The sequence below is a fragment of the Chlorogloeopsis sp. ULAP01 genome, from assembly GCF_030381805.1.
Taxonomy (GTDB): domain Bacteria; phylum Cyanobacteriota; class Cyanobacteriia; order Cyanobacteriales; family Nostocaceae; genus Chlorogloeopsis.
Genome location: NZ_JAUDRH010000001.1, coordinates 617,773 through 639,203 on the forward strand (window position 1 = coordinate 617,773; position 21,431 = coordinate 639,203).

At 36.7% G+C, this 21,431-nt stretch carries 20 protein-coding genes; 1 reads left to right on the forward strand and 19 read right to left on the reverse strand.

Features of this window, described 5'->3' with window-relative positions; translation table 11 throughout:
* Positions 1-2: 2 nt before the first annotated feature.
* The 18 genes from QUB80_RS02685 to QUB80_RS02770 form a co-directional block, all read right to left on the reverse strand.
* On the reverse strand, positions 3-431 hold the full coding sequence (locus QUB80_RS02685; RefSeq protein WP_289787939.1) for a lasso peptide biosynthesis B2 protein: 429 nt from the start codon (positions 429-431) through the stop codon (positions 3-5).
* The gene (locus QUB80_RS02690) at positions 400-708 is read right to left on the reverse strand and encodes a PqqD family protein (RefSeq protein WP_289787940.1); all 309 of its coding nucleotides are present in this window, start codon (positions 706-708) and stop codon (positions 400-402) included. The genes QUB80_RS02685 and QUB80_RS02690 overlap by 32 nt, the downstream gene beginning before the upstream one ends.
* A 457-nt stretch (positions 709-1,165) precedes the next feature.
* Positions 1,166-1,705 carry a WcaF family extracellular polysaccharide biosynthesis acetyltransferase gene (locus QUB80_RS02695; RefSeq protein ID WP_289787941.1) on the reverse strand — a complete coding sequence of 180 codons (540 nt, stop codon included), beginning with the start codon at positions 1,703-1,705 and terminating at the stop codon, positions 1,166-1,168.
* A gap of 65 nt (positions 1,706-1,770) precedes the next feature.
* Positions 1,771-2,628, reverse strand: coding sequence for a phytanoyl-CoA dioxygenase family protein (locus QUB80_RS02700; RefSeq protein WP_289787942.1), 858 nt, complete (start codon positions 2,626-2,628; stop codon positions 1,771-1,773).
* A 426-nt stretch (positions 2,629-3,054) separates the two neighbouring features.
* Positions 3,055-3,897: a glycosyltransferase family 2 protein gene (locus QUB80_RS02705; RefSeq protein WP_289787943.1), complete on the reverse strand. Its 843-nt coding sequence runs from the start codon at positions 3,895-3,897 to the stop codon at positions 3,055-3,057.
* 343 nt (positions 3,898-4,240) lie between these two features.
* Positions 4,241-5,434 carry a glycosyltransferase gene (locus QUB80_RS02710; protein WP_289787944.1) on the reverse strand — a complete coding sequence of 398 codons (1,194 nt, stop codon included), beginning with the start codon at positions 5,432-5,434 and terminating at the stop codon, positions 4,241-4,243.
* Positions 5,435-5,555: 121 nt separating this feature from the next.
* Complete coding sequence (gene asnB, locus QUB80_RS02715) at positions 5,556-7,382, reverse strand: asparagine synthase (glutamine-hydrolyzing) (RefSeq protein ID WP_289787945.1); 1,827 nt, start codon at positions 7,380-7,382, stop codon at positions 5,556-5,558.
* A gap of 10 nt (positions 7,383-7,392) precedes the next feature.
* Positions 7,393-8,598, reverse strand: a complete 1,206-nt coding sequence (locus QUB80_RS02720) for a glycosyltransferase (RefSeq protein ID WP_502875270.1) — start codon at positions 8,596-8,598, stop codon at positions 7,393-7,395.
* Between the two features lie 270 nt (positions 8,599-8,868).
* On the reverse strand, positions 8,869-10,353 hold the full coding sequence (locus QUB80_RS02725) for a DUF8712 domain-containing protein (RefSeq protein ID WP_289787947.1): 1,485 nt from the start codon (positions 10,351-10,353) through the stop codon (positions 8,869-8,871).
* Between the two features lie 34 nt (positions 10,354-10,387).
* The gene (locus tag QUB80_RS02730; RefSeq protein WP_289787948.1) at positions 10,388-11,563 is read right to left on the reverse strand and encodes a glycosyltransferase; all 1,176 of its coding nucleotides are present in this window, start codon (positions 11,561-11,563) and stop codon (positions 10,388-10,390) included.
* A 36-nt stretch (positions 11,564-11,599) separates the two neighbouring features.
* Positions 11,600-12,451 (reverse strand): FkbM family methyltransferase, encoded by an 852-nt coding sequence (locus QUB80_RS02735; protein WP_289787949.1) that lies wholly within the window; start codon positions 12,449-12,451, stop codon positions 11,600-11,602.
* A gap of 479 nt (positions 12,452-12,930) precedes the next feature.
* Positions 12,931-13,980, reverse strand: coding sequence for a CgeB family protein (locus QUB80_RS02740; RefSeq protein WP_289787950.1), 1,050 nt, complete (start codon positions 13,978-13,980; stop codon positions 12,931-12,933).
* A gap of 11 nt (positions 13,981-13,991) precedes the next feature.
* Entirely contained in the window at positions 13,992-15,170 is a 1,179-nt protein-coding gene (locus tag QUB80_RS02745) for a glycosyltransferase family 4 protein (protein ID WP_289787951.1), read from the reverse strand.
* Between the two features lie 109 nt (positions 15,171-15,279).
* On the reverse strand, positions 15,280-16,380 hold the full coding sequence (locus QUB80_RS02750; RefSeq protein WP_289787952.1) for a glycosyltransferase family 1 protein: 1,101 nt from the start codon (positions 16,378-16,380) through the stop codon (positions 15,280-15,282).
* 26 nt (positions 16,381-16,406) lie between these two features.
* On the reverse strand, positions 16,407-16,757 hold the full coding sequence (locus tag QUB80_RS02755) for a hypothetical protein (protein ID WP_289787953.1): 351 nt from the start codon (positions 16,755-16,757) through the stop codon (positions 16,407-16,409).
* A 546-nt stretch (positions 16,758-17,303) separates the two neighbouring features.
* On the reverse strand, positions 17,304-18,020 hold the full coding sequence (locus QUB80_RS02760; RefSeq protein ID WP_289787954.1) for a Uma2 family endonuclease: 717 nt from the start codon (positions 18,018-18,020) through the stop codon (positions 17,304-17,306).
* Positions 18,021-18,065: 45 nt separating this feature from the next.
* A complete protein-coding gene (locus QUB80_RS02765) occupies positions 18,066-18,905 on the reverse strand; it encodes a Uma2 family endonuclease (protein ID WP_289787955.1) in 840 nt (279 codons plus the stop codon).
* Positions 18,906-19,157: 252 nt separating this feature from the next.
* Positions 19,158-19,913: a Uma2 family endonuclease gene (locus QUB80_RS02770; RefSeq protein WP_289787956.1), complete on the reverse strand. Its 756-nt coding sequence runs from the start codon at positions 19,911-19,913 to the stop codon at positions 19,158-19,160.
* Here QUB80_RS02770 and QUB80_RS02775 point away from each other — a divergent pair.
* The gene (locus tag QUB80_RS02775) at positions 19,912-20,151 is read left to right on the forward strand and encodes a hypothetical protein (protein WP_289787957.1); all 240 of its coding nucleotides are present in this window, start codon (positions 19,912-19,914) and stop codon (positions 20,149-20,151) included. The two genes, QUB80_RS02770 and QUB80_RS02775, sit on opposite strands and share 2 nt — an antisense overlap.
* 35 nt (positions 20,152-20,186) lie before the next feature.
* Here the strand turns inward: QUB80_RS02775 and QUB80_RS02780 are convergent, their stop codons facing one another.
* Positions 20,187-21,425 (reverse strand): glycosyltransferase, encoded by a 1,239-nt coding sequence (locus QUB80_RS02780; RefSeq protein WP_289787958.1) that lies wholly within the window; start codon positions 21,423-21,425, stop codon positions 20,187-20,189.
* Positions 21,426-21,431: the final 6 nt, after the last annotated feature.

The following is a 21,431-nucleotide window of genomic DNA, read 5'->3' on the forward strand; positions in this document are numbered from 1 at the left end:
GTCTAATTGTATAAAGATGGTAGTGGGGTAAATCTTGAAAGGTCTGTAAGGTTGCCAATGACAATTTGTCCTTGACTCTCAATCCACGCATGAGCTTCTAATTTCCCTTTTTCACTTTTGGTGACTCCTATACGCAGTTGCGGTGAGTAACCGTATCGATTCATCATTGTCTGGCAAGTCAAAGCACGAGCTAGACACTTCGCACCACCAGGCATATAGCGAGTACTGGCATTAATAGCCCAAATAATTTCGTTAACAGAGAATTGATCTCGTTGAGGATTTTGCTGACTGATGGTTGCTAGTCGTTGCTGTAATTTTTGAAATGGCAGCAACCATAATCCTAATCTGACTAATCCTAACAAAATAAATGTATTGATTAAAAGATTGCGTTCTCTATCTTTAAGGTGTAATAATTTCCATACTTGCTTCATCTTTAATTTCTATCATTCCTTTCTCTGCTAAGTCTTCTATTAATGCCAAAATATCACTTTTGCACTCTTCTATATCTGCTTCATATTCATCCAACAGCGCACTTAAGATTTCCTCCACAGTTTTTGGTTCTTGAATTAGATTCCAGATAAAAGTACCTGTTTCATTTAAACCGTAGTAAATTCCTGAAGTCATATTGAGAATGACTGTCTCTCCTAAAACTTCAGAAGAAACTTGATTTTTATTTGCCACTATCCAGTTACTAAAGCTATTTATCATTGTGTTCAGTATGTTAAAGCAGACTTGTTTAATAGATTTACTATAAATATTGAGTAAAAAGCTAACTTTACATCTCCTTGTTTAAGAGTTTACACTATCTTTAATTTTTTTGAAAGTAAAGACAAGCAATGATTAAAAGTTAGTTTTATTAAGCTTTATTTTTTTACTTAGTACACTAAACGCGTGTAATATTAACTAATCCTATAGTTTATTGAAGACTGATAGTAGTAGGATTCTGGTACTTATAATCTGACAGATAACCTAGAGACAAAGTTTAATTATTATAATCATAAAAAATAGAGTTTTTAATTTTTTGAATAGATTATGTAGCCTATTCCTAAAGCTTAGATGCATATTAGATTGTTAAGAGCTTGATGTTTAATTAATGTCAACGCGATCGCAAACTTAACAAAATATTGACAAAATATATTATTAACCTCGACACTTTCCTAAAAATTTACAGTTTTCTTTGCTTAATAGGTTGAGCTGGATTACCTGCATAAATTGTCATTGGTTCTAAGGAACGCCCAGTTACTCCACCTAGAGTTAGCACGGCTCCGTGTCCAACGGTGACTCCAGGCCCAATTACACCTTTGCTAGCAATCCAACTACTCTGTTGAATGTGGATTGGGGCAGTAATCAGTTTAAAATCGGCATGGCTCCAGTCGTGATTGCCAGTACACAGATAAACGCCCTGAGATAGGCAAACGTGACTTTCGATAATCACAGAAGCAAGGTTATCAATCCAAACATCTTCTCCAATCCATACGTGATCGCCAACTGTCAACCGCCAGGGAAACTTTACCCGTACTCCTGGTTTAATACGGACATTTTTACCAATTTGCGCTCCGAAGATACGAAGTAGCCAAACCTTGAAGGCGGAAAATACAAGTATATGGCTTTGTAGTAAAGATGATCCTATAAAGTACCAAAGAAGTTGTTTCCAGTAGGGCGCACCAGGTGTATATGTACCAAGAGTATAATTGTCTAAATGCATAGTATGGCAAGCAGAATAATTTTTGAATTTGTTCCCGTACTAAAAAAATTAAAAATTTTTATTATTTAAAATCTGAGAAGTTTGCAAATAGAAGGCGATTTTAAATCGTTTTGCATATTGTAGTCAGTTGTAGCAAATTCTATTTGCAGTATTAAACGGTCTTGAGCAGTGGGAGTAGTACCTTTATGAAAACAGAATGTATCTTCAACAAAACCCAGTCCGGCTTGACCGCAAATTGTCACTAATGTTTCTCTGCCATAGTAGTCTATAATATCTTGATCTGTTTCTTTTTTATGAAATAACAGATGTGTAAATTTCTTTTTATTGTGACTTCCACGAATACAGACATGAGCCCCACTAGTTTCATCTACATCAGTCAGATAAAAGAAAAATTTTAAAAATTTATAATCATCTATATCGTAGTGAAACATTTGAAATGCTCTCTTTTTTTCGCTACTGCTTGTCTCACCAGCAAAGCTCCACCAAAGCTCATTTCCTTGAATCACTGGCTGTGTATCCAAATATTTTGTAGATATTGCTAACAAACTAGGATCATTTCTTAATTTTTGAATTGCAGGGCAATACAATGCTGTATTAAAATAACTAGCTAGTACAAATCTTTTTCCTAGCTTACTTTTTATTTGTTCCCTTTGATGATAATAGAATCCAAGCCACGGCTTTCTATTACCATAACAAGGATGAGAATAGGCAAATTCAATTATTTCTGTGACTATATCTTGAGGCAAGTTTATACCCAAGTAAAAACCATTTTCTTTTAGCTGTTTAACTATTTCATCTATATCAAGCTCTTTAAATAAAGAATCACTTTTATCACTTGCTGGCTCTTTAGAATTTTTAAATTTGCGTTTTGAAAAATAATTATTGATATTTCTTACCAAATTAAACCTAGCTAGTTTACGCATCAACAACCATCTAGGATTTTTGAGTAAACCTCTAATATTCTCATATAAAATCTCGTATATGTATGAAGAATTCAATAGCTTATGTACGTATATGATAAATTTATTTAACTTAATTAATATGCTTTGAATAAACAATAGCATTTTCAGCCCTATTTTACAGATTAAAAACAATTCTATATCTTAGAATCACATAGAAAAATTTATAAATCTGTTTCCAATACAGGGTATTACCTACTCCCGCAAATATTCTTGTTTCTATTAAAATTAATTTATTCATATAAAAAACAAAATATCTGAATTTATGAAAATAAGTTTTTGTAAAACACAGATTTTCCTCTTAATCTTTTGATTACTCTTGAAAGTTTAAATTTAATATAACGATGTACAAAAAGTATAAAATCAGTATAATTTAAACAAATAAGTAATTTAATTTTTTCGTAATTCATATATTTTAGCATCTATTAGGAATCTATACCAAAAACCTTGTAAAACATGAAAAATTAACCCTTCCTTACCATCTAAAAAACCTAAACCGACAATATATCGTAAAAGAAAGTAGAGGAAAGCACGTAGAAAAAGAGGTGAGCGTGCATAAAGATTTTTTTTCACCCATCTTCGCTGACTAGCTTGAGAAAACTGACCTTTTTTTAAAAGAAAATCATCTTGTTCGACACCAATATTAAGTATGTCTTTCACCTCTCGTTCCGCATAGCGATTATGTTTATCAGTCCAGAAACTTAAACCTTTTTGATTTTCATCTATAATATCGTGCTGAAGATTAGCAATTTTGCCTTTAGAAAGAATCATATGCTCATCCATCCACCTCTGTTCGCAAGTACCCGTTCCATTACGCCAAATTCGTAATAGCCAGGTAGGATAGTAGCCACCATGACGCATCCAACGTCCCATAAAAAACACGCGGCGTTTAACTTGATATCCTGTAATATCGTTTGATGTCTTAGGTAAGATTGATTCTAACTCTTCAACCAATTCAGGAGTAAGCCGTTCATCAGCATCAAGGCGCATAATCCAGTTTGTAGTGATTGGTAAGTTCTCAATAGCCCAGTTAAGTTGTTTTGCTTGGTTCTCAAAAGGATGATTAAACACTTGACAACCTGCTTTTTGAGCTATTTCTACTGTTCGATCCGTACTACCAGAATCGACAATAAAAATTTTTGCATTTAGCTTTTGCAAACTACCTAAACACGTTGGGAGATTGAGTTCTTCATTCTTAGTTAAGATGATTACCGATAGTAAATCTATTTTCATAATCAATTCAGAAAATCCGTAAAAAACAGTGATTTATAAAGATTAGGAGTTTTTTTAGGAAATTTAAAGGTGAGATTTGTAAACCTTTTTGAGTAGTTGGATAAATAATTTATTATTGCCAACTAAACTTTTATATAGGACTAGTATTTGATTTTTGAATACATACGTAGGGTATGTTAGCGTAGCATAACGCACTAAGACCTGGAGATAGTGCGTTACGGACTTCGTCCTAACACACCCTACAAATACTTTAGATTCTTTCAAGAATCAAATCGGATTTATATAGATAAACTAATATTTAACCAAGATATTAATTATGATTTTTTTAATTTTTGAAATAAAATTAATCAAGGTGAGGAAGATTTTTTTTTTCGATAATTGCTGTATATATTTCTATAAGATTTGAGGCAATATGGTTCCAAGTGTATTTATCATGAATTATTTGACGAGCACGATCGCCCATTTGTTTAGTTAATTGAGGAGAGTTCAGGCAATCATCAAGGGCATTCGCGATCGCTGATATATTTTGTGGGATGACGTAGCCAAGTTTGTGTTGTTCAACCACAGAAGCTAGTGCAACACCAGGAGTAATGATCACAGGAAGACCTGCTGCTAAGGCTTCTAAAACTGCCAGGCCAAAGTTTTCAGAGTGAGATGTCAGAGCAAATAAATCTGAGCCTTGCATCAACAAATTTTTGCTCTCGCCTTCAACAAATCCAGCAAAATGGGTGCGATCGCAAATACCAATTGAAGCCACTAAAGACTGAAGTTCATTTGTATACTCTGGAGAGCCATTACCTGCTAAAACGAAGGTAAAACGATGGTGCTTAAGTTTGCCCAACGCTGGAATTAGATACTCTAACCCTTTTTTGGGATGCAAGCGGGATAAAAATAGGATTACAGGTTCATCTGGAGGAACTTTGAGTTGTTGCCGGAGACGATAACGAGCATCAGGGATAATAGGAGGAATGGAGAGTCCATGAGGTAGGACAAAGCTAGGAACCCGAAGACCTAAGCGAGAAACTTCTTGCTGTTCTTGTCTAGAGGTGAGGTGAAGCACCCGACTGTGGTTAAGGTTAGCCCTTTCAATCAAGTTGAGGTAAATTTGTTTTTTACGGGCGCTTTGCTGGAGTGACCATTCACAGAGTTGACCTAAGGGACGAACAATATAGGGAATGTTGTGCAGACGAGCGATCGCCATTGCTGCTGTAGAAGCATAGGAAAAAATAGCGTGGACGTGCAACAAGTCATATCTGTGAGCGTTTTGCCACAGCCATGCAGTGAGTTGGCTAGAAAAGGCGAATTCTCGGATAGAGTTAATTTTAGGGGAAAAGCGAGGAAAAAACTGAATCGGGACTTGTTTGTACTCTACAAGCTTGGATAGAGGCACATCTAATACATCATCACCATTATCATTTGTTGTGATAATTTCGGCATCAACACCTAAACTTCGCAGTGCTTTAACAGTTTGCAGTATTGCTTGACTAGGCCCACCCCGTACAGAGGCAACTGATGGTATCACATGAAGAATTTTCATGTTGTTATTTGTATCCATTCATACTCGGAAAAAGAACTGAGGACTGGTGATTAGGTATTGGGGATTGGGTAAGAAAAGGAAAAATTATGGAAATGGCTGTAAGTTATTAAATCTTAAATTTTTATTGATTAATTTGCTCCCACCAGTGATCTAGAATTGCCAAACTCCAATGACGGTACCAGAGTTGAAGATTAATTTTTTTATCTAATTTATGAATCGGAAAATAAGCTTTCCATTCTTTGTCTATCCATTTTTGAAAAGGAAAAAGGAATCCTCGCTTGGGAAGATTTACTAACCAATTTGGTAACTCAGGAATTGATTGAATTAACAACTGTTTCTTTGGTGCTAGGCGTATATTGCTAGGAATAGCAGCGATTGTTTCTAACAAAACTTGATCAACAAAAGGAACTCTTAATTCTAATCCCCACGCCATACTCATAACATCACTATCTCGCAATAACTGGTTACGCATATAACAGCTGAGTTCTAACCAGCTTACTTCATCTTCTAAAGAAGGAAGATTTGTCGGTAGGCCTATATTCTGGAAAACATTGCTTTTATGATCTACAGGAGGAATTGAGGAGTAAGCTAAAGAATCTTTTAAGTAATATTGAAGAATTTTAATAGCTTCGCTATGAGAGAAAATTCCTCTATAACTACTATAAGCTGCTGCCGTTGTTGGTTTTTGTTGTAAAAAGTCTCCTAAACGTTTTAATTGTGGCGAGCCTCCCCAAAATGCTAATTCCTTACCTAAGATGCTAGTAATAAATTTAATTTTCTGGAATTTCTGACCCCAACTAACCATTTTTGGTACTTGTTGGAATGTTTTATAGCCACCGAATAGTTCATCTCCTCCTAATCCAGATAAGACTACTTTTGTCTCATCTTGGTGCGCTAGATGAGAGACACAAAAAGTATTGAAACCGTCAATACTGGGTTGATCAATACTTAATAAAAATTGAGGTAATAAATTTCGTCCCAAAGATGCTGTAATTTTGTATTCTGTATGTTCTGTATTAAATAAATCAGCAACTTTTTGGGCAACTTCTCCTTCACTCCATTCGTTTTCTTCAAAAGCTATTGAATAAGTTCGTAACTTACCTTTTTGAGTTTGACGTGATAAGGCAACTATGGAAGCAGAATCAATACCACCACTGAGAAATATACCTACAGGTACATCACTGACAAAGTGATGTTCGATTGAGTCAGTGAGAGCCTGAACGACTTTTTCTGTTGCTTCTGGCAAAGAAATTGTTTCCGCAGCAAATTTAATCTGCCAATACTGGTGTTTGGAGATTTTGCCTGCTTGCCAATATATATAATGACCAGCTTCTAAGCAGTTAATTCCTTCTATCAAAGTATAAGGCTCTGGCACACTTCCAGTTGTAAGATAGCCGTATAAACCTTCTGGACTTAAGCAAATGCTAGGTAGTCCAAAAGCAACAACAGCTCTAATTTCTGAGGCAAATACTAAAGTTGAGCCAGAGCGCCAATAATATAGTGGTTTGATTCCCAAAGGATCGCGAGCAATAAAGCAGGTATTTTTTTGATTGTCCCAAATCGCAAAGGCAAACATCCCTCGCAATTTTTTGACACAATCTGCTCCCATACGCTGATAGAGCTTGAGAATAACTTCAGTATCACTGCGAGAATTAAATTGTTCACCTTGAGTCTCTAGTTGCGATCGCAAGTACTGAAAGTTGTAAATTTCCCCATTGAAGGTAATCCAGTATCTATTATCCTGCGTAGACATAGGTTGATGTCCAGCAGGAGTTAAGTCTAAGATGGACAAACGAGTATGAGCAAAAGAAGCTTGACGATTGGGAGCAATATAAACTCCTTTATCATCTGGGCCTCTATGCTGCAAAGCAGTTTGCATTAATTTGATTGAGGAATCCAAGCGATCTTGGTAAGGCGCTGTTGTTAAAATTCCTGCGATCCCACACATTTAATTTTAATTAAATAGAATTGAAGTACTCTTCTAAATAATTACCTATAGTTTGTCGAAAGTGTTCAAATCCAAATTGCTCAATCACTTTCTGTCGCAGCACCTCTGGTTGATAGATTAAAGGATTTGGATAAGTACCCTGTAGTATATGAATCAAGGTTTGGGCGATCGCATTTACATCATCAGGATCTACCAATGCTCCTAATTCACCCTGGCAAAGCGCATCAATTGCCCCATCTTGATTTCCACCAAGGGCGGGTTTACCGCAGGCTAAGGCTTCAAGATAGACAATTCCAAAACCTTCTCGTTTACTGGGCATAGCAAACACGTCACACAAGTTATAGTGAGCAACGAGTTCTTCATCTGGAATAAATCCTGCAAGCGTTACGTGTTCTTGCAAATTAAGACTTTGCACCAGTTGCTCAATCCGAGGACGGTCTTCACCTTTACCAACTAAAAGATAATGAATATTGGGGATTTGTTGTCGAATTTGCGGTAATGCCCGAATCACTTGATCGTAGCCTTTATAGCGATCGCTACAAGCGAGTCGAGCTACAGTCAAGATTACTGGCTGCTCTGGAGCTAATTTGTACCGTTCTAGTAAGTTTTTTGGTTTAGGAGCAATTTCAAATCGATTCGCATCGAAGGTGACAGGTAACAGTGAAATTTTGTCGGGATTGAGACTTTGTTCTTCGAGGAGGCGATCGCGTGTGTAACTACTCACTGCAAAGATGCGATCGGCATGGTGAAGGGCATTTTGTAGGGCAGGGTTTGTGATGTTCCAAGCTTCTATGCCGTGAGCTACAGTCCAGTAAGGTATACCTTTTAAGTACTTTAACAAATATGCAATCACCGTAAAATTTAGATGGGTACTAATAATCAGATTTGGGGATTGCCAAAGACCAAATTTGAAAAGTTGAGTAGCAAAGGCAAGTGTCCTTAACTTTATATCCCACTTCCCTGCAAAGTGAAATCGTGTTTTCTTTAGAAAAAAAACGTTTGACAAGCAGCGAGTATCGTGTTTTAAAAAAACATCATATTCAAAATTAGGATACAAGCTTTGTAATGCTTGCAATAAAAAAGCTGAGTAAACTTGTATCCCACCCTTAAACTCAAAAATATTAGGGAACCATACGTGGAAACGCTTCAAATTTTTATGTTTTTGTTTATTTTTTATATTTAAAAAATTACTTACATCAATTTTTTGGATGAGCATATGAAATATTTATTCATTAATTATATTTGGTTTGTAATCATTCATTATAGTTAAATTATTACTCTCAAAAATCAATATTCTAGCTAGGTAATTAAGTTTGCCTATAACTTTTATTAAAAGCTTTATTTTGTATATATAAAATAATAAATAATCATAGCTAAATTAGATTAGTTATCTAAATTTAGAAATTTTAAAGTACATCTTAAATTGTAGAGTGTGTTATGCGCTGCTTTAACGCACCGCAGGATTATGGTGCGTTACGGTTAGTTCTTATTTTCTTATACTCTCAAATCTTTGCCTACCTAAAATAAGTTTAAAAAATATATAGTTGGCTACAACAAAAGGAATAACATTTCCTAATAATAGGGAAGCGCTGCTTTCTTGGTAAGATAATTGAAATATAGTTGAAGCACCGATTACAAATTCTAATTCATTCATAGCTGGGTGATTCAATTTCTGATCAATCAAAGCAAGTAAAAAACCTAATAATGGCATTCCTATAATTACACCCCAACTCCCAAAATTCACATACATCTCCACAAGCATAGGAAGGTTAACAGAGGTAACAAAATCATTTACATCTATAATTTTATAACGACGACCAAATTCATTACCTGTGTTTAGGACTGGTTTCTCTGGCCAAACTGCACGCGGAATATAACTTGTAAGTAACGGAAAGTAGGTTTCACCATTCCAGTAAGGTACTATTTCTGGACTACTTTCCATCACATCTGATAACAAAACAATTTGCGCAGATCTTTCAATTACTTTATCCGTAGCGGAGATTTTGGGAGCACTCTGCACAGGTGAGTCGTTAAAGGTATATTGCTGATGATATTCAACTGCAAGATTAATAAATAATTCTAATCTTTCTATCAAATTGAGTTGCCCTTGAGGTCTATTGTCACCCCAAGTTAAAGACCTATAGTCTGACTTAACTGGATTGAAAGCAAGATATAATACTATTAATATAGCTATTAAAACTATTGGTATCTTTTTACGTTCATACCAAACCATATGAAACATAAATAAACACAAAAGCATAAATTCAGCTAAAAGACCACTAGCTAGGCGTGGGACTATCTCAAGTGGGATAAATATAAGTACTAGCAGCCAAGTTTGAATTTTTGGCAGTTTACGACGATTCCAGAGAATATAAAACATTCCATAAGCAATATATAAACTTTTACTAGTAAACATACTTACAGATGGAGCATCTGGAAAAGCGTATCTTATTACGGTGTTAGACAAAAGTAATATCCATATTGCAATTAATAATCTATTGATTGGATATTTTTGAGTTAAACGAAAGGGTAAAACTTTCTTCAACAAAGTAGATTTAGAGGCGAAGAAAGCAATATTCATCCCAGCTAATCCGATGAAGGTTAGTATTAGCGCTTCATTACTGACACTAGCTAAACTTGAAAATTCTTCTTTAGCAGCAAAAATAGGTAATCCAAAGCTTGTAGCATAAAAAATCCCTAATAGAGGGAAAAAAGGCATGGGAGGTCTATTACGGTCTAATAGAAACTGTATAGTAGGCAGAAATCCTAGCCATATCACACCCAAAGCTAAAAATGCTTTGTCCAGCGAGACTGCTTCTGCTCTTGTATGTAATAAGTAAATGCTATATACTGCTAGCCCAAATATTAAAAACCAGGCTAATCTTTTTATGTAATGTTCTTTTGCTTGTTTAATTTTGAAATATTTTTGTATTTGATTCCAGTAATCTTGAGTTCCGTTCAACTTATACATTATTATTAACTATTATCTTAGCCACTTGTATAATTTATCTTGGATCTTGAACAAGTTCTTTTATAGTTGAAAGCAAAGGTGAAAAGGCAGACTCATAATTATACTTTTCTTCAAAAGCTTTTCTAGCTGCTAAACACATAGCCTGGTATTTTTCAAAATCACTTAAAATATCATCCACAGCACAGACAATCGACTGAGGATTGTCAGGATCGGCAAAACGCACCCAAGTCTCGTTAGCAAGATATTCCCGATAAGTTGGAAAATCACTAACAATTGTAGGTACACCACAAGCAGCATATTCATATATCTTATTACAAGCACTTGCACAAGCTACTCGATCAAAGCTGGTGTTTTTATAGAGACCAAAGCCTACAGTTGCTAATAATGTGGGAGCTTGTAAATCTTTATAAGGTAGGGTTCCTAAATAGGAAAAATGGGTTGACATCTTAAGATGTTCTACCCACTTTCTCAGCTTTTCAGCATTAGATGTAGTCAGAAATCCTACAAATTTAATATTGATACTCTTATTTAAAAGGGAAGCCGCAGTTACAATTTCTTGCATAGCGCTGGTATCGGAAATTGAACCTCTGTAAAAAAATGTAATGTCTTCCCAACGTTTTTTTATTAATGAAGACCAGTCTTTTGGCGGTTCAAAAAAAGATTTTAAAGGAAAATTAGGAACTATTAATGGCTTTTTTTGTAAATTTGTTCTTTTCTGAACAAACTCGGCTCTATCTTTATCAGGAAATACGTTAAGTACAGCTTTATCTATCCACTTTCGCTCTGCTCTGTCAACCCATCCTGATAAAGAAGATAGAGAAGCTAGCTGCTCGCTAATTTCATGACTGTGGTAAATTATAGGGACTGCTTGAGGTAAAAATGCTCGGCAAACATAAGCCACTGTGTAGCCAAAGGTATCATATGCATAAATGAGAGACACATCTTTTAAAAGTTGAGATGCTTTAATAATAAAGTTTATATACTCCCAAAGCTTTGCTCTAGCAGATAGTTGCGCTCGTTCTCTTAGCGTAGTGTATTTTCCTAGTCTATATACTTTGACATTAGGAGGATATTCATGAGTGCAAGGATCTTGATTGCGACCAATTAAAATAATATCAAAATGTTTTGATAATAAATGAATCGCATTGACTGTTGGAGGATAGTAATCAGGGTTTGCATAAATAAGCATCCCGATACTTTTTTTACTCATTTCTGTACCTTTTCAAAATTAGGCTAGTAATTGCATTTATAAGCAAGGAGGTAAGCAAACATATTCGTCATACTCTAATGTTTCTACACAACAGCTTTGACGGTTAAGAATTTTATAACCCGCATTCTTTAAAATGCGGACAATTTCTTGACTATCTTCCGGCGTAGCCTGCCAAAAAGGATGGACAGCCAAAATTATAATAGGAGGTTTGTCACTGCTGAGGAGCCGAGTTGCTCCTTTGAGTACCTTGAGTTCAGCTCCTTCAACATCTATTTTGACTAACTTAGGCGATCGCTCTTGTTTAGTTAACAGACTGTCTAAACTAATCGCTGGTACCTCAATTTGCTGACTTACTGAAGGAGATTGCTCATTCGTAGAACCAGAAAACATTAGAGAGTTGCTAGGAGAGTTGCCATCATTAAGTAGGTTCAAACTTACTAAGCCGCCATTGACTTCGCAGACAGCTGCCTTAATTACAGTCACAATATTTTCACACTGGTTCAAAACAATATGTCGTTTTAACCAAGCAAGATTTGCTGGACTTGGTTCAACTGCAACTACTCGCCCAGTTGTGCCAACTATTCGAGCTGCTGGTAGTGAAATAAAACCCCAATTAGCTCCAATATCCCAAAAAGTATCCCCTGAACTCAAGTATTCTTTCAACCAAGCCATGAGATGAGGCTCGTATTCATCCGCAGATAAGGCTAAACTTGGAACTAATTTATAAATTCCTCCATTGATACGCTTACGGATAAAATTATGGCCTGTATCCTTTAAAAATACAGAGTAGTAAAAATTACGACCAAACTTAATTAAACTATCAGCGCCTAATCTTTGCAAAAAAGCTTTAATAGAGCGAGCTGTGGTGACAAGTGGTGTATCAAACATATGAACCCTCGAAAGCTAATTTGATATAATGAGTTAGCAATTCTGGCATTTGCATATATTCAGGATCAAAGCCACCTTCAAATATGCTCTTACTTACAGTAAATTTCATTTATTTGAACCACAATTTTTTGTAGGGGTAGGGGCGGGTTTAGCAGACATCATTTCGGTTGGAGCTAGAGATTGAAACAAAACCAGCCCTTACAGTATTGTGTGGTCTATTCATCTGAAAATGGCTGTAAGTTTTTAAGAAAAACAGTTGCATGGAAATGTGCTGGATGTCATATGGTAGTGCATTTTCCCAAATAAGCAGATCAACTACTAAGTATACTGTCAGAAGCTATGTAGTACAAGTCTAATTACTTGACCTATATAAGCTTGTAAATCGCGATTTTATTTGTTCCTGACTAAATCATGATTTTAGTTATGAATCTCGACTTGCAATACAAAAGGTTATTTATGTTATTTTGCAGACAACAATATTAACCAACATTAATATATTGGTTGGAATGAGACTGATTAATTGTTTCATGAATAGTCAAAATCTCTTTGACTCTATTAATAATTGTGTCCTCTAAAGCTTTTTTGTAACCTGCCTGAGCAATAGATTCAATTAATGCATGATTTTGTAATAGGTACTCTACTTTTTGTCTTAATTCATTGGGACTAGAAAAATACACAGCTTCTTTGTCTTCTGCAAATAAATTCATTAACTCTCTACTCCGCTCACTGAGCATGAGTGTCCCTGTTGCAGGAATTTCATACGTTCTAATGTTATGTCCTTCTTCGTTTTGAGGACGCAGAATATTGAGTCCCATTTTGGCAGAGCCTAAAATTTCAGGAATTTCTTGATAACTGCACATTCCTTGACACAAATTTTTTAATGTCGGCTCTTTGCAATGAGTATTCCAGTAACTTGATCCCCAAAGTCCTAATCGATAATCAGCGATCGCCTTCAAATACTGCTCTCGTTTGCGGCTAGCATCCCAGTTGCCGATAAATGCTACATCGTATATTGGGTTAGCTTGTCGTTTGGGAAAATGATATTCAACATCACTACAAAAGGGATGAAAGAAAGCTCTTTTGACACCATTTTCCACAAGACGTTCAACTAATTCTTGGCTCCAAATAAAAGCTGCATCCCACAAGGGAAATCCTCGTTGAACCCAGGAATTGCTATGGGTATGATGAGCATCTACAGGATTATCAGTAAAAAAGACAAAGACTAGACCATGTTGTTTCAGAGCCAAAATGCTGTCAGGATGAAACAAAAGAGGAGAAATCACCAAAGTCAAATCAGGCTTAAACTGATTTGCTATCTCCACTAACTTCTGATTTGCTGACTTTGCCAGCAGTTTCCACGCTAACCGCCAAGCTACTCTATCGGGCAATGAACGTGAAACTAAACTGGGTGCAGCTTCTTTCCAGGTAAAATGTTGCACCTTACAGCCCAATGCCGAAAATCCTCGTCCGTAAACTTCTTCGGTACGCCCTAATTCTAAGGCTTGTCCAACAATCAAAACTTTGTTCATTTAAGCTACTCTCACCTGCAATAATTTAAAGCTTGTTTGAGTCCTTGTAAATCTTCCTGATAGCTCCACTTTTGAATCTGTTTAAGGCTTATATCTCCTGCTGAAGCACTATTGGCGATCGCCCAACGAATTGCTGCTGCTAAAGCTGCAACATCTCCTACAGGATAAATCTGCCCATTTTGCCCCTTGATCACCAAGTCAGGGGCGCAACCCACCCGATCAGTAACAACTACTGCTTTACCAGCATTCATTACTTCATTAATAGCCAACCCCCAAGGTTCAAAACTAGAGGGTAAGACAAATACATCACACAAATCATACATAGCAGGCATTTCGGACTGATTCCGAAAACCTAAAAAGCGAATCGACTGCCAGCCTGTTTCCTGGGCTTGAGCTTCTAGAGTTGGGCGCAACACTCCATCTCCCACAAATAGTAGGTAAGGCTCTGGTTCTTGGACACCATCACCTGAAAGTAACCTGTAAGCTGAGAGCAAATCCTGAGGACGTTTGACCTCAATTAGCTTGGCAGCATAGAGAATTATCGGCCTAGTCGGATCTAAACCGAGCGATCGCCGTAGTTCCTCACGATTAGCGTGAGCTATTAATGCTTGCTTTTGGAAGTAATCATTGTCAACGGCATAGGGGACACAAAATAGGCGTTTTTCTTCAACTCCATAGCTTTTGTAAAATTGACGGTTGTAAGTACCTATGTACAAAAAACCAGTAATTTTTTCAAAAAGCCAATCAATAAAAACATTTTTTGCCCTTTTCTTCACAAAATCAGTTGCTTCACTGATGCCGTTAGACTCTCCCCTCAGCAAAACTGGAATGCCCAACTGATTTGCTGCTAAGATAGCTTGAATACTACAAAACCAAGACCATCCGTGCACCCAAACAGCATCAAACTTCTCTTTTTGTAATTGGTTAACAATATCTTTTGCAATTGGTTGTCGTAACCAACTTTGTCGCTGCTTACTACCCCAACAGTCTAAAAAATGGTAATTGTAACCTTCCGTTAGTGGTACATCCCATTCAATTAATCGTCCAAATCCTGCATCCTTATAAGCCTTCAGAGAAAAATCACTGTAGAAAAAAACTTTTAGGTCAATTTCTGGATCGGCAGCAATGAGTCGCAATAAAGGAGCCTGATACTGAATTGGGTGAGAGACAAAGTAGGCTAAACTTAGCATCTGTGAAGATATGATTTTAAGATGATTGAACAGGCTAATTTGGAATTTTAAAAAAGAATATTAGAAAGTATTTTTAAAGTTTTATACTGCCAGTTTTATTGTTTCTGGTTCAACTCAAGTTGATTAACTTTAAAATTTCCTTGACTCGACTTTCCCAACTCAATTGAGGGATTAATTTTTCTCTAGCTATTAAAGCAGATTGAAAATATGAGTATCGGTTTTCCCAAAGATTATCCCAAATTGTTTTCAAATCATCTTGACTAATTGTATGGTCAATAGGAATAACAAAATCAGAACCAAATATCTTTTCAAAGATAGGGTCTTTAGGAGGTTGACCAAGAATAACTGTGCCACTAGCAGCAGCTTCAAACCATCTACAAGTCATGGGACTAAATGTTAGAACCCTTTTGGGATTAGTTAATTCTACAGGCCAGGAGAAGGTAAAAAAACTGTGGGCAAGATGCCATGCGTATTGTCTGTAGACATCCTGAGAATCTAACTGCGGCTGCATACTTGTAGCTGTTGTATATTCGTAATAATTGCCTGTTTGCAAACAATACTCTTTAACACTGTGATGAACTTTCTCTAAACGACGACCATAAGCAGAAAAACTAATTAATTTTTCTTCCTTAGTAACTGGTTGAAATCTATCAAGCTTTACACCTTGAGCTACAGCGTGCCACTTTCTCTGCGTTTTCTCCTCTAAAAATGGTACTGCTCCATGAAATGAAGTAATAGCAAGATCCCAATTTGTAGATGCTAAAACCCGACGAATAGAAGGAAGTTGTCTTTCAAAAGTATCGAATATATAAAGAATTTTAACTCCTACATTTTGATCCCAATTTTTGAAGAGATCAAGCAGAAAGTTCTCTGGCCCCATGAGTATAACCCAAAGTACGTCAGCTTCTAGGTTATGTTCCACTCTGGGAATAAACTCTCGCAACTTACCATATCGAGTGCCATGTCCAATACGTTTATCAATAAATCTTGGAAATTTTCGCTTTGGCATCACTACTTTATGCCCACCTGTGATGCGAACTATCTCATTTTCAAAATCTCTAAGCACTCCGTATTCAAAACCGCTCAGATTCGTGTTAGTAAGTACAATATGTTTTAAGTTCATCATGCTTGTTGTTGAAACAGCACTGCTCGGCGTTGATACAGTGGCAGACATAAAAAACGATCGCCCTCTATAAAAAAGCGATCGCATTATTCAAAACTTTTGAGCTTTTATCTTTACGTGGGAACTGTCCTGGTTCGGCGTCGCCGTTCTTTACGTCTAGTCCCTCCTGCCATTTCGTACTCGCTGCTATCTTTACCAAACTTTGACACGACGCCATTTAGCATACGCTCTGAGAGTTTCGAGAGAATTAGCTCTGACTCCAGAATCTCATGATATGCCTGATCAACCTTTGATAAAATGGTGTTATAAGCTTGGAGTTTTTCCCTAGTATCTTCAACAGCATTTGTAAAAGCTTGCATCGTTAGACCATTGCCCAAGTCTAACGTCGTATCAATAGACTTGAGACTGGCAATCCGTCGCTCTGCTTTTTCCAAAATTGGTGAACTTCGCTTACGTCTACTCATAAATTCAGTACCCCATTAGTAAAGCTATACCTAAATCTTAAGAAATACTTAAATGAGGTCATAACCGTAATATTGGGGAAAATTAGGAATGAATAAGTCAGTAAATCCCGAAAAGATTTAAAACAATCTCTGTTAAGCAGAAGCAAATGCGATAAATGCTTATATTTTTTCAAGAAAAACTTAAGCATTTATTATCAAAGCTTCAATGATTATAAGAAACACTAGAGACATTCTTAGAAATACTCGAATACTTCTTATATATACTTTTTCATTTATAGAAAAGGTTCAAGCGATCGCTACAATCATTTGAAGTTTTTCAATAATATCAAGTTCAGTTCATTACTTATAAATCTTTAAGCACCCCACCCACCTAACGGTACCCTCCCCTTGATAAGGGGAGGGTTAGGGAGGGGTAACACCAAGATGGTAATCATAACTAATCATGCGAACTTGATATAAATACTTATTTTAGAGACTTGCAATTAAAAAAATCTCCAACTTGCCAATTTGTAGGATGCGTGCTTGACAATAGTCCGTAACACATTATCAACCCTCGAATAGTGGTGGGTTACCCAATCGGCGTTGTTTAAGTAGCTCAACAAACGCTTGATGAACTTTTGTAGTCATACTCTTTTGCACTTGTGCTAACACTGTTGCCAAATCTCCAGCTAACAAAGCCGCAACAGTCAAATCAAGTCCAGGAAATACACGACTGCAAATCAAACCAGACTCATTAGGCTGTAAGGGAATATACTCACCTTTTTGCAAATTGAACCAGTCTAATTTCTGTTCAGCCATTTGCCAAACAATGTATTCTTGTACACCATTGCGGCGATAAACTTTTAATTTGTCGTGCAAATCATAGGAAGCGCTACTAGAAGCAATTTCTACTATCAGTTCTGGCGCACCTTCAACATAGTCATCTTCACTAATGCGCGATCGCCCTCCACAAGCTTCTTCAATTCGTAATAAGGCATCGGGTTGTGGTTCATTGTCCAAATCCAATCGCACAGTTGCATTATCAGCAAACTCAACTCCAGGAGTAGCACTACTATACAGTCCTAACCAAGCCATAATGTGTGCGTGGGGTCTGCCATGTCTGTAATATCTAAGTGGCGATGGCACGTAGACAACTCCCTCAATCAGTTCAGCTTTTTTAAGATCAGGCATGGCGTGGTAACGGCGTTCAAATTCATTGCGCGTCAGGCGATCGCCATTTTCTAGCAGTGGCAACGATTTTGCCAAATTGGCTGCAAAAGTCATGACCAAATCTCTCTCAAGCTGATACTCTTCATTTTATCAAGGGGTTCACGGTAAATCGGGATCGATGCCCAAAGCTCGCAGTCGTGCTGCCAATTGTTCAGCCCGTTGACGCTCCTGTTCGGCTCGTAGATGTTCTTGTTCAGCCCGTTGGCGCTCCTGTTCAGTTCGTTGGCGTTCTTGTTCTATTTGCTGTTGAGCCAGTTGTTTTTGTTGACTTTCTTGTTCAGCTAGTTCTGCTGGAGTAGGTATCCAATCGCCTGCAACTGAGTACCAACGTAACCATAACCGCTCAATACCCTGGTAATAACCCTGCCAAAGTCCCAAACTTAGCTCTAATTCAGGTAGCACAATTGGTGATTCAATTAAATTTAACTCCTGATAGCGTCCGGCAATATTCTGAAAGATACGTAATCGGTTCGTATAGCGATCAAAAACGATGTAATAAGGAATACGCAGAATTCGTTCATAAACTTCCCATTTTGGAGGAGGTTGGCTCACCTCTCGCAGAGTTTGTCCTAAATCCTCCTTTTCAATTCCTGGAGAGAGCAATTCCACTACTACCGAAGGGGCAATTCCTTCTTGCCAAATTACGTAACTCAAACGTAAATCTCTTTGCTCATATAAACGCGAAACACCCAAAACGGCGAACCAGTCGGGACGTTTGTACCATTGGGGGTGATGAACATCGTAATAAAGATTTAAGTCAGTGGCGACAAATATCTGATCCGGTGGATAATCGGGTGGGCAGAAAGTTTCGCGCAGGAGTTGGGGTTGTAAATCGTGAAATTCGTCAGGCAAGCCAGGTTCTTCAGGATCTTCACTCGGAAGATCATACATAGTTGGTAGGTATTCTTTGGGAGGGCGAGGAGGATTTGTTTGATACATGGCCGAATTTTTTGACCAACTAACTTTAGGTTAGCGAATGAGAATAGGTTTGGAGTTTAGTCAACTAAACGATTAATATATCTTGTGTCAATTTATGCTCTCAGCTAAAAAAGCGATCGCCCTAATTAAGTAGGTGGTTTTCCTTCTGCTATCTGCCATCTGCCTTTTTCAAGTCAAATGGTTTTCCTTCTGCCATCTGCCTCCAGCATAGCTGCCTTTTACTTAATCCTTTACGATTTATATTTTTACTATTTACGGCAAATCGGGATCGATGCCCAAAGCTCGCAGTCGTGCTGCCAATTGTTCAGCCCGTTGACGCTCCTGTTCAGCTCGTTGACTTTCTTGTTCAGCTAGTTCTGCTGGGGTAGGTATCCAAGCACCTGTTGCATCATACCAACGTAGCCACAGACGTTCTATACCTTGGTAAATCCCTCGCCAAAGTCCTAACCCTAGCTGCACTTCTTCTAGCCACAGTCCCTGCCCTTCGATAGGTAAAGCTTGGTAGCGGCTAGTTATTAGTCCAAATACTTGTAATTCATCCGTATAGCGGTTAAACACGAAGTAATAAGGCACTCGTAAGATTTGTTCGTATACTTCCCACTTTGTTGGCGGTTGATTAACTTCCCGCAGAGTTTGTCCTAAATCTTCTTTTTCAGTACCAGGAGAAAGTAGTTCAACTACTACAAAAGGATTGACTCCTTCCTGCCAAATAACGTAGTTCAAGCGCAAGTCTTGCTGTTCATATAATCGGGAAACTCCCAGCACAGCGAACCAATCAGGTCGTTTGTACCATTGGGGATGGCGCGGATCATAGTAGAGATTTAAGTCACTAGCAACAAAGATTTGATCGGCTGGATGATTGGCGGGGCGGAAAGTAAGACGCAGGAGTTCAGGCTGTAGGTCGTGAAATTCGTCGGGCAATCCTGGTTCCTCTGGATCTTCACTTTTAAGATCGTACATTGTGGGTAGTATTTCTTTTGGGGAGCGAGGAGGATCTGTTTGATACATGACAGAGAAAATTCGACCGACTAGCTTTAGCTTAACAACTCACAAGCAAGCGATCGCTGCAATCTTTTATATTTTTCAACCAACACAGTTATTGTTAGGGACTTACAATTCAAAAATCTCCAATTTGGAGGGTGTGTGCTTGACAATAGTCTGTAACGCACCATCAGCCCTAGAACTTTTCCACGTTTCTAAGATAACTAAGCAATTAACTGATTTGCTGTATTATGTTTATATTTGACAATATATCTATTTGCTTAGACTTAATAGAACTTATTACCAACTTCTTATATCTGTTAATACAGGCTTTACCTGATTAGCAAAGTCAAACTCCTCCGCAAAACAAATTCTTGCATTTTTGCAATAAAAATCATAGTTATCTAGTATTTGTTTAATAGCTGAAGCAATTTCTGCTGGTTCAGAAGGATTTTGAATTACAACTCCAATCTTGTATTTCTGAACTAATTCTGATAAAGATTTTAAACTATTCACTATTACAGGTCTACCATATCTCAAATAAAAAGATAATTTACCAGATGCTTTAGCAATTTGAGAAAAGTTATCATCAACTTCTCTATAAAAAGCTAATCCAATAGTCGCTGAAGTAAACACTTTATATATTTCTTCAAATGGTAGAGGGTCTAATGATAAAAAAAGGTTTTTAGAATTAGTTTCTTTCAAGTATTTTATGTAAGGTTCGCGTATATCTCTTCTTTCCCTTTCATGAAATACAAGAGCAGATCCATTATCAATATAATTGAAAGCATAAGCTATTTCTTTAGAAAAGACCATATCATTAATCATGCCGGCTTGAAGCACTATGCAGGGAAATTTATCTTTACTCAAATTAAATTTATTTCTAAAATAATTAGAATTATCAACATCATTGATACACTGATAGACATCATCATCGATAGAACTCGAAGAATTTGGCAAATAAAAAACTTTATGATGTTGAAATTTGTTATAACTACAAAGGCTTTTAAATCTATCCTTATCTTGAATAATAATAGATTCCGCTTTACGATATGCTAAAAATTCTACTATCTTAACTAATTTAGAGAATTTTCTAAAATAACTTAAGGGGGAAATCTCTAAAGAAAGATATGCAAATTTCTGCTTAAAAATGTAGGATTTCAACAACGCTACTATAGAACCATTGGTATCAACACCAATATAAATACTGTTTTGAGGTGAAATAAGTTGGTAGTTTCTTATTGTGTAAGAGAATGCTTGAAAAATAAATATGAGTAATTCTATTATTGGTACTAAAGTACCTAGCTTAATTCTGTAAAATAGTTTATAAAGATAACTAATTATAAAAATATCATGTCCCTTTAAGAAATAAAGAGTAATTATTTGATCATTCGGTGCCTTAAACTCAGGAAATTGAGTTTTTTTGGCATAAATTACTACTAAATATCCTTCTTGATTAAGTGACTTAGCTAGATTGATAATAGTTGGAGCAACACTTATGTATCCTTCATAAAAAAAGATGCAACATGATTTATGCATAATTTT